Source organism: Terriglobus sp. YAF25 (assembly GCF_052113305.1).
Classification (GTDB): domain Bacteria; phylum Acidobacteriota; class Terriglobia; order Terriglobales; family Acidobacteriaceae; genus Terriglobus.
The window spans coordinates 1-13798 of the sequence record NZ_JBFRCY010000022.1 but is presented as its reverse complement, the minus strand read 5'-3'; the positions used below and the strand labels follow the sequence as shown (position 1 = coordinate 13798).

The window sequence follows — 13798 nt, the reverse complement described above, 5'->3', positions numbered from 1 at the left end:
CTTTTAGCTAGGATAGTTTTTTTGTGAATAAGGTTCTTATTGTTGAAGACGAGCCGAACGCTCGCACAGGACTCGCGGAATTGGTAGCCAGCTGGGGTTACCGTACTGACGTAGCCGGGGATGGTCTGGAAGGTCTGGAGAAGATCCAGCAGTGGGCTCCTTCCATCGTCATCACCGATCTGCGTATGCCGCGCATGGATGGTCTGGAATTACTGGATCGCATTTCGGAACTACAAACGAAGGTCGCCGTCATCATGGTGACGGCGCAGGGATCGATCGAGTCCGCTGTTGAAGCCATGCGCATCGGCGCCTATGACTTCATCCAAAAGCCCATTGACCCTGTTCGCTTGCGTACCATTCTGCAGAATGCAAGCCGACAGGTGGGTGCGGATATCGAGCTGGAAATCACGCGCCGCCGGCTGAAAGAGACCGGCGTGCTTGGCCCGCTCATCGGTTCTTCGACCAGCATGAAGGATATCTTCGAGCTGATCGAGCGCATCGCCCCCTCCAATGTCTCTGTCCTCGTCACGGGCGAGAGCGGGACGGGCAAGGAGTTGGCTGCCCGGGCGTTGCACGACCTCAGCCCCCGCAGGACTAAACCTTTTGTGGCGGTCAACTGCGCCGCCATCCCGGAGACACTGATCGAGAGCGAGATCTTCGGCCACGAAAAAGGCGCCTTCACCGGCGCGCAGGAACGCCGTGCGGGGTGCTTTGAGCTGGCAGAAGAAGGCACGCTGCTGCTGGATGAGATCGGTGAGATGCCTGCGGCAACCCAGGCCAAGCTGTTGCGCGTCCTGGAGGACCGCAAACTCCGCCGCCTGGGCGCAAAGGCTGAGACACCCGTCGACGTCCGTGTTATCGCCGCAACCAACAAAGACCCGCAGGCCGCAGTTGCTGCCGGCGAGCTCCGAGGCGATCTCTACTATCGTCTGAATGTCTTCAACATCCACATGCCTCCTCTGCGCGACCACCTCGGTGATGTTCCAGCGATCGCACAGTCTCGTAGAACTAGAGGTAGGCACGACGGTTGATGAGGCCGAGCGCCAACTTATCCTGAAGACACTGGAGTCAACGAACAACAATAAGACCCGCGCCGCCGAGATTCTTGGTATCAGCTCAAAAACATTGCAGAACAAGCTGAAGGAATACGCCAGCGCGGGCGATGAGGCGTAACCCTCTCCCCCGATCGACATGCGCCTGAAGACAAAGCTCGTTCTCGCATTTACCGCGCTTACTTTCGCCGTCGTGCTGGTGTTATGCCTGGTTTTTCTGGGCGAACTGCTGCGCCAGCGCATCTCGCAGACCGGCGACAGCAATGACGTGTTGGTACGCGAGGTTACCCTTAGCACCCGCCAGGCGCTTGTGAGCGGCCTCCGGGAGCATCCCCCTGCTGATAACTCCGACGAAGCGTTTCAGAGCGCGGTGGCCAATGCCATTCGCGGATACCAACCGCTCGCCGACGAGATGAACGCCATTGTGCGTTACTCTCCCCCGGTACAGGACGTCACCATCACCGGAGTCCATGGCATTGTTCTCTCGTCGACGGATCCGACGCTGCTGGATCAGCAATTTCCTTATCGCTCGCCTTTCAACCTCATCAGTGGGGGGGGCGTTCTGCAACAGGCACGGGCCGTCTTTGGCCATCCCCAGGTGCTGGATGTCACTCTTCCTCTGGATCGCAACGGTCAGCCGTTCCTCACGATCCGCCTGGGGGTTCGTTCGACCTTTCTGCGCAGCAGCTACGCACCATGGTTGAAGGCCGCTGTTCTCTTTGCACTGGTGGCGCTTGCCGCCTGCGTCCTGATCGCAGCCCTGCTCTCCAGTCTTGCCCTTCACCCCATCGAGCGCATCAATCAGCAGCTTGAGCAGCTTATGCTGGCAAACTCGTCGACACCCCTGATCGAAGCTCCGCTCGATCAACCGGACGCGGTCGTCCGTGCCTCGCAAAGCATCGCTAAACTCGGAGAAAAGATCCGCACGACGGAGCAGATCTATTCTGCTTTACAGACCAATCTGAACCAGATGCTGGAGACCCTGCGCGACGGAGTCATCCTCTTCACCGCCGACCGGCGTGCCGTCATGGTCTCCGATGCAGTTGAAGGATTTCTCGGGCGCGACCGTGACGCCATTCTGGGCAATACCGCCGAAGACATCTTCAATCGTGGGACGGTGCTGGGACAGGCCGTCCGCGACTGCTTCGCCATGCATACCAACCTGATTGAAGAGCCGGTCGTACTGGAAGATGGCCGTGAAGCAAACGTCTCTCTTCAGTTCATTCACGACGAGCAGACCGGCAGCGGAGAACGCCTGGGAGCCCTGCTCACCCTGCATGACGCTCACTCCGCCAAGCAACTGGAGCAGGAGATCGAGGTCTCGCGCCGTTTGGCGGCAATCGGGCGTCTTACCGCCGGTGTCGGCCATGAGGTCAAAAACCCGATCAACGCCATGGTCGTCCACCTGGAGCTGCTGCGCAGCAAACTCGCGGAGGCGACCGATGCCAGCGCGCAGAAGCACGTCGACATCCTTGCCCAGGAGATGCAGCGCCTGGATCGTGTGGTACAGACCCTGGCGGACTTCTCCCGTCCGATCGACCTTCGTCTCTATGACTACGATCTGCGTGAGATCGTGCGTAAGGTAGGCGCACTCACCGTTGATTCGTTTTCGCACCAGAAGATCACCCTGGTTGAAGAGCTACCCCCCACTCCGCTGATGGTCCTGGTCGATGCGGAGCTGCTGCAACAAGCTGTGCTGAACATCGTCTTAAATGGTGCACAGGCCATGCCGAAAGGCGGCACGCTGCGCATTGTGCTTGACCGTAACGATGGAGACGCGCGACTGCGTATTATGGATGAGGGAGTTGGAATTCCCACTGAACTTCTGCCGAAGGTTTTCGATCTGTACTTTACTACCAAGCCCAAAGGAAGCGGCATTGGTCTGGCCATGACGTATCGCATGTTGCAATTGCACGGTGGCTCGATCGACGTTATGTCGAATACGAACCAGAATGCGCCGGACCACGGAAGCACCTTCACGATTCTGCTTCCCCTGAGTCATGGAGTACCAGGCGAAAGGAGCCGCGTATGACAAGCCGCTATCCAGTGCTGCTTACACTTGCGGCCGCCTGCATCGTGACCCAGGGCTGCAAGCATTCCCCCAAGGCCGTTCAGGCGGCCACTGCTCCCGTAATCACGGCCCCGCCGATCCAGGTGCCTCCGGCTGCTGTCCGGGAGGCAGAACGCCGCGTGGAAGCCGATATCCCTGCACCGCCGCCACCAGCGCCCCCGAAACAGGAAGAGCCGCAGCACCCCGCCCGGACACAGCGCCGGCCGCAACGGCCGCAGACGCAGCCCCCCACTACGCCGCCTCCTACCCAGAGCGCGAGTACAGGGACGCCTGTGCCAGATACCGCATCGGTGATTGGAGAGCTCTCTACCGGCGGCGACACCTCTTCCCAGGCCCGGCAACAGGCCGCAGAGCTCATCGCTGCAACGCAACGGCGCCTTGAGGGTCTCTCCGGCTCTGTGACGGGTTCGCACAAAACCGCTGTCGATCAGATTAAGGATTTTCTCTTGAAAGCGCGTGAAGCGCTGAAGGCCGGCGACGTGGACGGAGCCAATACGCTGACCACCAAAGCCAAATTGCTGCTTGACGATATCGCGCGCTAAGACTGGGTAGCCGGAAGGGGCGTCCAGTGGCGTTTCATTGCGGAAAACGCCCAAAGATGCGGAAGCCCTACATCACACCCAAAGGGAAAATGCTCCATCGCTCCGAATGACAAACCAATAAGGCCAATACGGCCTTAGGCTTCGGCGCCGTGACACTTCTTGTACTTCTTGCCGGAGCCGCAGGGGCACAGATCATTCCGTCCGACTTTCTCTCCTGTACGGCGCGGAGCAGCCGGCTCGGCAGCGGCGTCTCCGCCTGCTTGCCGGGCCGCATTCAGCTCGCGCTCCTTGCGCCGCTGGAACTCGCGCTCCAGCTCATCGATCGTCGTTTGCGGAGGGCGGGTCGGAATCGGGAGCTCGCGCATGGTCTGCGGAATCTGGGCGGCATTGTCAACGGAAGAGGCCGACGCAGCTTCCAGCTCCAGCGGAGCTGCAGGACGCAGCGCTGCCATTTGTTCCGGCGTCTCGATCGGCGTGCCATCCGGTCCGATGATCTGCATGCGGAAGAGCGTGCGCAACGTGTCTTCCTGGAAGCGCAGCATCATCGCCTCGAACATCTCGAACGATTCCTTCTTGTAGGCCACCAGAGGATCCTGCTGCGCATAGCCGCGCAGACCGATTCCCTCTTTCAGGTGGTCCATTGCCAGAAGGTGGTCCTTCCACAGACCGTCGAGCACGCTGAGCATGATGACGCGCTCGTGATAGCGCATACCCTGCGGCGACAGAATCTGCTCTTTGAACTCGTAACGGCCGCGCAGCTTCTCGTAGATCGCCTCGCCCAGCTCATGCCGGTTCAACTGCGAAGCGTCGATTTCCTTGTCCAGCCCCGGTCCAAAGACATCGCTCAGCGCGACGAAGAGCTCGGTCGTCTTCCACTGGTCCGGATGCACATCCGCGGGCGCATTCGCATCCAGAGCACTGCTGAGAGCCGTCGTCAGGTAGTCATCCAGAATCAATTCTTTCTGATCAACACCTTCCAGCAGGCCGCGGCGCAGACCGTAGACGGCTTCGCGCTGCTTGTTCATGACGTCGTCGTACTCGAGGACGTGCTTGCGGCTCTCGAAGTTCTGGGTTTCGACGGCCCTCTGCGCTGCCTCGATACGGCGTGTGATCATGTTGCTTTCGATCGGCACGCCCTCTTCCATACCCAGGCGCTGCAGCAGCGTGCTGACCCACTCACGCGCAAAGATGCGCATCAGGTCATCTTCGAGCGAGAGGTAGAACTTTGAAGCRCCGGGATCGCCCTGGCGTCCGGCGCGTCCACGAAGCTGGTTGTCCACACGCCGAGATTCGTGCCGCTCGGTACCGATGATGAACAGACCACCAGCCTCGGTTACCTGGGCACGCTCTTCCGCTGCCCTGGCGGCGAACTCCGCAAAGACGGAATCCCACTGCTGCTGTGAGGTCTCGAACTCCTGCCCCTGGTAGTAGAACCGCGTCATGCCCGGTCCGGCAGTGGGTGAAATAGCGCCTTCAGCGGCGCTTACAGCACGCGCCAGCCCCTTCTTCACCAGATCCTGGCGCGTTATGAACTCCGCATTGCCACCCAGCAGAATGTCGGTACCGCGTCCGGCCATGTTGGTGGCGATGGTCACCATCCCCAGACGGCCGGCCTGTGCGACGATCTCAGCTTCGCGCTCGTGGAACTTAGCGTTCAGCACTACGTGACGGACGCCCTTCTTCTGCAGAATCTGCGAGAGGAGCTCCGACTTTTCAATCGAGGTGGTGCCTACCAGCACTGGCTGGTGACTGGCATGCAGGCGCTGAATCTCGTCTGCAACGGCAAAGTATTTTTCCTTTGCCGTGCGATAGACAACGTCCTGATGCTCTGAACGAAGCATCGGGCGGTTCGTTGGAATGACGACGATTTCGAGCTTGTAGATCTKGTSRAACTCRGCGGCYTCGGTCWYCGCSGTACCGGTCATGCCGGAGAGTTTTTTATACAAACGGAAGTAGTTCTGAAAGGTAATAGTCGCCAAGGTCTGGTCTTCCTTGCGGATAGCGACACCTTCCTTGGCCTCGATCGACTGGTGCAGACCGTCAGACCAGCGGCGGCCCGGCATCAGACGGCCCGTGAACTCGTCAACGATGATGACCTCGCCGTCCTTCACCACATACTCAACGTCGCGGCGATAGAGCGTATGCGCCTTAACCGCGGTCTCCACGTGATGCTTCAGATCCCAGTTTTCGGGATCCGCGATGTTTCCGATACCGAGCAGCTTTTCGATCTTCTCCCAGCCCTCGTCGGTCACGGTGATGGCTTTGTGCTTCTCGTCCACCACGTAGTCGCCGGTGTAGATCTTCTGTTCGATCGTCTCTGTCAGCTCGCCGCGCTCCAACTCCGGAATAATCACATTCACGCGAGCATACTTGTCCGTCGTCTGGTCGGTGGGGCCGCTGATGATGAGAGGCGTACGCGCTTCATCGATCAGGATGGAGTCCACCTCGTCGACGATGGAATAGTAGTGGCCGCGCTGCACCAGATCGGTCAGCTCGAACTTCATGTTGTCGCGSAGRTAGTCGAAGCCGAACTCGTTRTTSGTWCCGTAGGTGATATCCGCGGCATAGGCCTCGCGCCGTTGGCGGTCATCGAGGTCGTGCACAATCACGCCGACCGTAAGACCCAGGAACTCGTAGATCTTTCCCATCCACTCGGCGTCGCGCTTGGCGAGGTAGTCGTTCACCGTAACCACGTGCACGCCCCTGCCGGCCAAAGCGTTCAGATAGCACGGCAAGGTGGCGACCAGCGTCTTACCTTCGCCGGTCTTCATTTCGGAGATCTTTCCGGAGTGCAGCACCATACCACCGATCAACTGSACGTCGAAGTGGCGCATGCCTACCGCACGCTTGCCCGCTTCGCGCACTACGGCAAAGGCCTCAGGCAGCAACTCATCCAGAGCCGCCTGCTCTGCCGCCCGCAAGGCGTCAGCATCTTCGATTCCATTCGTCTTAGCGGCGATCCGCTCACGGAATTCGACCGTTTTGGCGCGTAGCGCCTCATCTGACAGTGCCGCAACCGACGGCTCAAAAGCATTTATCTGCTCCACCACCGGGAGCAGCTTCTTCACGGCACGTTCATTACTGGTGCCGAAGACTTTCGCGAGAACGGTATTGATCAAAACGAGTTGTCCCTCGGGCACAATGCGCCCATCTATCAGTTTAGACGAAAGCTTCTGCCCTTGCTTGTAGGGCGTGTTATCCAATTCCTGCCGTCAGCGTTGCGAGCGCAAATTTGTTCAGACGAGGCGGAGGCTGAAGGCTGTGACGGGCGCACAGTCGAGGCCGACAACGAAGTATGGGCGAATTTGCGCCGCTACCCGAAGGGCCGGGGCAGATTTTCTTCACCCCAGCCAGCAAAGCTGACTGGGGACCCCGATTCCCGATCTCTTCGTCGCTCGTCGTTCCAGTAGGCCAGCTACAGTTCTCTCCTCGCTCCTCGATCTCGTAAAAATCTGCTCCCGGCGCTGACTGCAGCAATTGGATAACACGCCCTAATGCAGGTACGTAGTCAGCGGCGATTTTGCGTGCCGCAGAGCCTCTACGACAGCCCCTGCATTCAACTCAGCGCCCTCGGCGCTGGTGTGCGTGTGGTCAATGGGAAATAAAAGCTTTGTCTTTTCGGCACCCATCGCTTCCAACTTGTCGGCCTCGACCGTCGCCATATCGACAAACGCGACACGTTCCGCCTCAGCCGTCTGCCGGATAAAGCCGTCATACCCCATATCCCGTTCGATTTGTCCATCCGTCCAAATGTTGCGTACCGTCAGGGTCAGTAGAATCGGCGTTGCTCCTTTGGCGCGCGTATCTGCAATATATTTCCGCAGATACCAGCCGTAGGTGTGAACGACTTCCTTCGATCCATCCAGCAGCGTCACCTCTTTTTGTTCTTCGCCGATACCCTTCAGCGTGCCTCGCGGTTTTTCCCCATCCAGTTGGCCGCCGTCATTGTGTCCCATCTGGATCAGGACAAAATCGCCCTTCTTGAGCTGCGAAAGCACTGCGTCCCAGGCGCCTTCGTGGATGAAGGTCCGGCTGCTGCGCCCCGCACGGGCTCGATTCGCCACATTGACGCGCGAGGTATCGAAGTAGTGAGCGAAATGGTCACCCCAACCCAGATCTGCCTTGTTCTGCGCCGTCGAGTCACCCACGATGAAAATAGTCGGGAGTGACGAATTCGGGGGTGCGGCAGCGTTGTCGTACGTTGTGACCGGCCGGGCGACGGCATCGTCCGGATTTGATTGGGGCACCTGCCCCAGCGCAGCGCCAGAGCATGCAAGGAGCAGAAAGACAGGCAATGTACGCATACGCGCCACTTTACTACTATCTTGCCCGGGGATGCGTCTCGTCGTAGACGCGCTGCACCTGATTCACCGTAAGTTGCGTATATCGCTGGGTCGTCGAGAGCCGTTCGTGGCCAAGAATCTCCTGGATCGCACGTAGATCGGCGCCCTCCTCCAGCATGTGTGCTCCAAAGGCGTGCCGCAGCGTATGCGGATGCACATCCGCCGGCAAGCCTTTGCTGACCGCAATCGCCTTCACAATGCGGCCGATGCTACGCGTGGTCAACCGCGCCGCACCCCGAATCCGCGCATTCACCAGGAGTGGCCCCTCTTCCACCAGGGCTCCCTTACCGGCAGATGCCAGGCGCTGCTCCCTCTCCGGAAGATAGGCACGAATCGCCTCTGCGGCAGCGTCACCGAGAGGAACGAACCGCTCCTTGCGCCCTTTACCGCGGATGAGAATCACTTCGTTCTTCCACTGAATATCCGTAAGGTCCATACCTACCAGCTCCGAGTTACGGATGCCGCAGCCATAGAGCAACTCCCAGATCATGCGCTCACGCGCCGGCCAGGTCGCAGCCTCCTCATTGCTATCCATCGAGTCCAGAACGCGATTGACCTCTTCCACGCTGGGAACACGCGGCAGATGCTTCGGCAACTTCGGCGTGGAGACCAGGAGAGCCGGATTTTGCTGCACGTGGCCCGCCTTTGCCAGCCACTTGAACCACGATCGAATGGCTGCGAGAGCTCGCGCGGCTGACGGCTTTCCCAGGCCCCGATCGAACAAGACCGCCAGGTAGTTCCGGATGTGTGTGTGCTCGACCTTGAGGATGCTTCCCTGCTCGCCGAATGTCTCCGCCAGATACGTTGCGAAGTCTTTCAACTCGCGGCGGTATGCGCGCAGGGTATGCGGAGAAGCCCCGCGTTCGCCTTCAATCACTCGTAGAAACTCTTCCGCCAGATCCGCAAAACTCATGACGCAGCTCCTTCACGGCGCTTCGCGCGCGGATGATGCAGTCGGTGCACCTGCTTCAATCGGCCGAGAGCCACATGCGTATAGACCTGGGTCGTGGCGATATCGGCATGGCCCAACAGGGTCTGCACGCTGCGAAGGTCGGCTCCGTGCTCCACCATGTGAGTTGCGCAGCTATGCCGCAGCATATGCGGGCTGGCGCGTTTGTCCCACTTTTTCACCATCGTCCATACCCAGTCGCGTGTCAGCGGCTTGCCCCGCACACTCAGAAACAGCGTGCGCTCAAACTGTTTGCCGCAGAGCGCCGGGCGGCCTTCTTTCAGATAGCGCTCCAGGGCTTTGATCGATGGGACACCGAGAGGCACGATGCGCTCTTTATCACCTTTGCCGCGTACCTGAACACGCGCCTGGTCCAGATGCAGATCGGCTTCGCGTAATGTCGTAATCTCACTGACCCGCAATCCGCCTGCATATAGTAGCTCCAGAATGGCGTAGTCGCGCAGCATCTGCGGCTCCGCCTGGGGATGGGCCGCCATCTGCGCAGCGCGCATCAGTACGTCGCCCACTTCTGCCTCGGCCAATGATTTCGGCAGAACCTTCCATGAGGCCGGTGTCTCCAGGTTGACGGTCGGGTCGTGCTGGAGACGCTTGTCTTTTAGCAGCCAGCGGTAGAAGCCACGCCAGCAACTCAACTTTCGCGCAATGGAGCGYGACTCGACATGCCGCGACCGCATGTCTTCCATGAATGCACTCACCTGTGCCTGTGTCGCTGAAAGCAGCGAGGTGTTCGTCGTCTCCAGAAACTCCGCCAACTGCTCCAGATCCCGCAGGTAGCTCTCGCGGGAGAGCGGACGCAGCCCCTTCTCTACGCTGAGGTACGTCATGTACTCGCGTAGCAGTGCCGAATTGCGGGCAGCGTCGCTCATCCTTGTCATTATCCGGCGACGTGTACTCCGGCCTGCCATGGAGGAACCAAGGTGGATAGCAGGACGATCATGCAGAATAGAGAGATGCCCGTATCGTTCAGCACGGACCAGTTTCTCGCCTCCATCCGCACACTCGCGCCCAAAGTTGCCGTCTTCGACTGCGACGGCACGCTGTGGCATCCGGACTCAGGTTCGGGATTCATGCGCTGGAGCACCGAGACCGGCCTCTTCTCTCCGGAGCAGAGCGCCTGGATTGAAGGCCGTCATGCTGCCTATCGCAACGGCGATGTCGACGAGATCACAATCTGCGGCGAGATGGTGCAGGTCTACGAGGGACTGACCGATGAGGCCATCCGCTCCTCCGCGGCCGAGTTTTTCCGTACCGAGATCGAACCCTTTATCTTCCCCGAGATGTTCGACCTGGTTGCGGAGCTGCAGAAGAACGGAACCGAGATCTGGGCTGTCTCCTCCACGTGCGACTGGGTTGTAGAAGAGGGTGTCAGCCGCTTTCATATTCCTCCCGAGCGCGTTCTGGCGGCCTGCGTCGAGGTCAAAGCCGGTATCGCCACACGTACGCTGCGGGATGTCCCATCGGACGAGAATAAGGCCATCTCACTGCGCCGTGTCGGCCTTCCCCAGCCTGATGCCGTCTTTGGGAACTCCGTCCATGACGCGGCCATGCTTGAGCTCGCAAAGAAGCCCTATCCCGTAAATCCCAGCGCTGCCCTGGCCGAGATAAGCCATACGAACGGCTGGGCCGTTTACTATCCGGCTGCCGTCAGAACTCTCTGAGGCTCAGAGGCCCTGTCGGGCGTCTAACCTGTGTGTACGTGAGCCGAGCCGCGAAAAAAAGCCGACGCCGTCCTGGAGCCAAGGAAGCCGCGAAACAGATTCGTCTTGTTGTCGCCGCGCTGATCCTGCGCGAGACGGAGACTGGCCGCGAAGTCCTTGTCTGTCAGCGACGTCCGGAACAGGCGATGGCCCTCAAGTGGGAGTTCCCAGGCGGCAAGATCGAGGCCGGCGAATCCCCAGAGGCTGCCCTGCGCCGCGAGCTGAATGAAGAGCTTGGGATCGAGGCGGTCATCGGTCCACGCATTACCCGCCTGCGCCATAATTACCGCAACGGCGGGGCCGTCGACCTTCAGTTCTTCACCGTACACGAGTTCAAAGGGGCGCTGGAAAATCGTATTTTCAACGACATGCAGTGGACCCTGCTGCCTCGGCTGCCCGAGTTTGACTTTCTCGCCGCGGACCTGACCCTGATCCAGGATCTTGCCTCGGGTAAGTTGCTTTAGTACAAACCCTTGATCGTATTCCACAGCATCACGGCGGTCAGCCCGATCACAACGACCGCAGTTGTCCACGCGACCAGGTTCAGCCACAGATTGTTCGTCCAGGTGCCCATCAGCTCCTTCCGGTTGATGAGCTTGAGCATGAAGATCAGGACGATTGGCAGCAGTACGCCATTTAGCACCTGCGACAGAATCGTCATCGGCACGAGCGGGAAGTTGGGGATCAACACCACCGCAGCTCCCGCCACAATCAGGATCGTGTAGAGCCAGTAGAAGAACGGCGCTTGGCCAAACCGCTTATCAACACCACTCTCGAACCCCAGTCCCTCGCACACCGTGTATGCCGTGGAGAGAGGCAGAATCGACGCCGCGAAGAGACTGGCATTGAATAACCCGGCAGCAAACAGGATGAACGCGTAGTCGCCGGCCACCGGTTTCATTGCTTCCGCGGCGTCGGCTGGAACTTGAATATCGCGCATACCGTGCGTGTAGAGCGTCACGGCGCACACCACTACGATGAACCAGGCCACGATGTCGGTAAAGATGGAGCCGACGATGACATCCAGACGCGATGCACGATACTGCCTGACGGAGACACCCTTCTCGACGATCGACGACTGCAGATAGAACTGCATCCAGGGCGTGATGGTGGTGCCGATCACACCGATCGTCATGTAGATATACTTGCGGTCGCTCCAGACCTCGCGTCCGGGGAGTTTTACTGTCTCGACCAGCGCCGTATGCCAGTCTGGACGTCCCAGCACACCCGCAATGATGTAGGCGATATAGAAGACACTGGCCACAAGAAAAATCTTCTCGACGTTCTTGTAATCGCCAAGTACCACCAACGCCCATACCAGCAAGGCACAGATGGGCACACTGATGTACTTGCTGACGTGGAAGAGCTGCAGACTGCCGGCGATGCCGGAGAATTCGGCGATCACATTGCCGAAGTTGACGATGACCAGCAGCACCATCATGGCGAAGGTTATCCGCAACCCGAATTCTTCGCGGATTAGATCGCTCAGCCCTTTGCCAGTCACCGCTCCCATGCGGGCGCACATTTCCTGCACCACAATCAGCGCCAGCGTGATGGGGATCATGGTCCACAGCAGCTTGTAGCCATACTGTGCCCCTGCCAGGGAGTAGGTAAAAATACCACCAGCGTCGTTGTCGACGTTCGCCGTGATAAATCCTGGCCCCAGCACCGCCAAGAGCATCATGATGCTGGCGCGCCAGCGTTTCAAACGGCTTGTCGTCACCCGATCTTCTCCTGCCTCCGACTACTTTCTGGCCCCRCGAATCGCTGCAACACGGTCCGTAATCAGGCGCATCTGCGAATCATTGTCGTACCCGCTCTCTTTTGCCCTGCGGCAACCGGCAGCAGCGATTCTTTCGCGGGCCGGCTCATTATTCAGGTAGCGAAGGATCTGCTGCTTCATCTCTTCGATATCGTCAAAGAAAACGGCCTCTTCCCCTTCGACAAAGCGGTCTGTATGTCCTTTGGATCGCTCTGCCAGCAGAAACCCTCCGCAGCCGGCAATCTCAAAGCTCTTCTGTGTAAATTCATCCTGGTTGGATTTGGTGAGAAAGCTGATGTTGATCCTTGAACGCCAAACGCCCTCGCGGTAGGCGTCGTCCTTGAGTTCCCCTTCGCGGTACACCTTCTCAAAGATCTCCGGCGCCAGTGCCCGCTTCCACGACCGTTCCGAACCTGAGATCACAAGCGGAATACCGGCCTTTGCAAGCTCTGTCAGCACTTCGGCACGCTGGTCGTAAGGAGTGCCGATAAATGACACCTCGCGGTTGCGATTCTTATCGCTCCAGCCGGCAGGCGGCGGAAAGTGAATCGTCTGCTCGTAGGCTGTCTGAATTTTGACCACATCCCCGGCTCCACGCTTTTTGTACTCGGGAATACTGACGTCGCGCTGTGTGCAATGCAGATCGAAGTAAGGAATGTCCTTCATGTACAGACGCCAGCCAGGATCCTTACGCGGACCGAATGGGTTATCGATCATGTAGCTCACCGTGGTGATCCCCATCGCACGCAGTTTCTTCAGCGTGGAGGGTTGCAGCGCCATGACCTTGTCGGCCCAGAAACAGTCAGGCTTGACCTCACGGGCAACTCGCAGAATCTCCTGGTTCAGGCGGCGAATATGAGGTCCTACGAGGATGCGAAAGACGATCTTGAACAGAAGGGAATTTTTAGGCCAGAAGGGTTTGGCGTCCATGCGCACCACCTCATGTCCGGCTCGCTCCAGCGCTCGCATACGCATGGGGGCTGTACTGCCCGGCGAAAATTCGCTGATGTACAAGATCTTCACGCTCTGGCTTTCCTCTCTTTTACTGTTTATGAATCCGACAGATGTGCACTACTCTTCCCGAAGCTGATTGATGACCTGCTCAGCATGAATCACGCCAGCGATCTTGCCTTCGTCATCCAGCACGGGCAACGACCGCAGATTGTATTTATCGAACAACTCGGCGACGGCCTTGTCCCGCGCGTGCAGACCGGAGCTGACAATGTAGGTTTCGGCTAACTCCTGTAGCAGAGTCTCACGGCGTGCAAGCAAGAGCCGCGGCAGGGTCACCACTCCCTTCAATTTATCGTCATCGTCCACCAGATACACCTCGGTGACCGTATCGGCATCCCCTTCAAAAC

General features: G+C 59.0%; 13 protein-coding genes. 6 read left to right on the top strand and 7 right to left on the bottom strand.

The genetic code is table 11. From position 1 onward, the window contains the following. The first annotated feature begins 23 nt into the window (after positions 1-23). The 4 genes from AB4043_RS01735 to AB4043_RS01720 are packed head-to-tail and all read left to right on the top strand — an operon-like array spanning position 24 to position 3665. Positions 24-1031 carry a sigma-54-dependent transcriptional regulator gene (locus AB4043_RS01735; RefSeq protein ID WP_442306389.1) on the top strand — a complete coding sequence of 336 codons (1008 nt, stop codon included), beginning with the start codon at positions 24-26 and terminating at the stop codon, positions 1029-1031. Further along, positions 934-1173 carry a helix-turn-helix domain-containing protein gene (locus AB4043_RS01730; protein ID WP_442306388.1) on the top strand — a complete coding sequence of 80 codons (240 nt, stop codon included), beginning with the start codon at positions 934-936 and terminating at the stop codon, positions 1171-1173. Before AB4043_RS01735 ends, AB4043_RS01730 begins: the two co-directional genes overlap by 98 nt. Positions 1174-1191: 18 nt before the next feature. Then, complete coding sequence (locus AB4043_RS01725; protein WP_442301277.1) at positions 1192-3084, top strand: sensor histidine kinase; 1893 nt, start codon at positions 1192-1194, stop codon at positions 3082-3084. Then, positions 3081-3665, top strand: coding sequence for a hypothetical protein (locus AB4043_RS01720; protein WP_442301276.1), 585 nt, complete (start codon positions 3081-3083; stop codon positions 3663-3665). Before AB4043_RS01725 ends, AB4043_RS01720 begins: the two co-directional genes overlap by 4 nt. Positions 3666-3799: 134 nt before the next feature. On the opposite strand, the gene secA is transcribed toward AB4043_RS01720, so the two are convergent. The 4 genes from secA to AB4043_RS01700 all read right to left on the bottom strand — a co-directional run bounded on the left by secA (position 3800) and on the right by AB4043_RS01700 (position 9844). Then, entirely contained in the window at positions 3800-6784 is a 2985-nt protein-coding gene (gene secA / locus AB4043_RS01715) for a preprotein translocase subunit SecA (RefSeq protein ID WP_442306387.1), read from the bottom strand. Between the two features lie 372 nt (positions 6785-7156). After that, positions 7157-7969, bottom strand: coding sequence for a rhamnogalacturonan acetylesterase (locus AB4043_RS01710; RefSeq protein ID WP_442301274.1), 813 nt, complete (start codon positions 7967-7969; stop codon positions 7157-7159). Between the two features lie 16 nt (positions 7970-7985). Continuing rightward, positions 7986-8921 carry a tyrosine-type recombinase/integrase gene (locus tag AB4043_RS01705; protein WP_442301273.1) on the bottom strand — a complete coding sequence of 312 codons (936 nt, stop codon included), beginning with the start codon at positions 8919-8921 and terminating at the stop codon, positions 7986-7988. Further along, positions 8918-9844 carry a tyrosine recombinase gene (locus AB4043_RS01700; RefSeq protein ID WP_442301272.1) on the bottom strand — a complete coding sequence of 309 codons (927 nt, stop codon included), beginning with the start codon at positions 9842-9844 and terminating at the stop codon, positions 8918-8920. Before AB4043_RS01700 ends, AB4043_RS01705 begins: the two co-directional genes overlap by 4 nt. A 69-nt stretch (positions 9845-9913) precedes the next feature. On the opposite strand from AB4043_RS01700, the gene AB4043_RS01695 reads away from it, so the two are divergent. Both AB4043_RS01695 and AB4043_RS01690 read left to right on the top strand, forming a co-directional pair. Next, positions 9914-10636: an HAD family hydrolase gene (locus AB4043_RS01695; protein ID WP_442301271.1), complete on the top strand. Its 723-nt coding sequence runs from the start codon at positions 9914-9916 to the stop codon at positions 10634-10636. A 38-nt stretch (positions 10637-10674) separates the two neighbouring features. Further along, positions 10675-11139, top strand: a complete 465-nt coding sequence (locus AB4043_RS01690; RefSeq protein WP_442301270.1) for a (deoxy)nucleoside triphosphate pyrophosphohydrolase — start codon at positions 10675-10677, stop codon at positions 11137-11139. On the opposite strand, the gene AB4043_RS01685 is transcribed toward AB4043_RS01690, so the two are convergent. The 3 genes from AB4043_RS01685 to AB4043_RS01675 all read right to left on the bottom strand — a co-directional run. Beyond that, positions 11136-12359 carry an Nramp family divalent metal transporter gene (locus AB4043_RS01685; RefSeq protein WP_442301370.1) on the bottom strand — a complete coding sequence of 408 codons (1224 nt, stop codon included), beginning with the start codon at positions 12357-12359 and terminating at the stop codon, positions 11136-11138. The genes AB4043_RS01690 and AB4043_RS01685 overlap by 4 nt on opposite strands. 60 nt (positions 12360-12419) lie before the next feature. Next, positions 12420-13460, bottom strand: coding sequence for a CgeB family protein (locus AB4043_RS01680; RefSeq protein WP_442301269.1), 1041 nt, complete (start codon positions 13458-13460; stop codon positions 12420-12422). A gap of 48 nt (positions 13461-13508) precedes the next feature. Further along, the coding region (locus AB4043_RS01675; RefSeq protein WP_442306386.1) for a CBS domain-containing protein at positions 13509-13798 on the bottom strand (290 nt) is incomplete at its 5' end.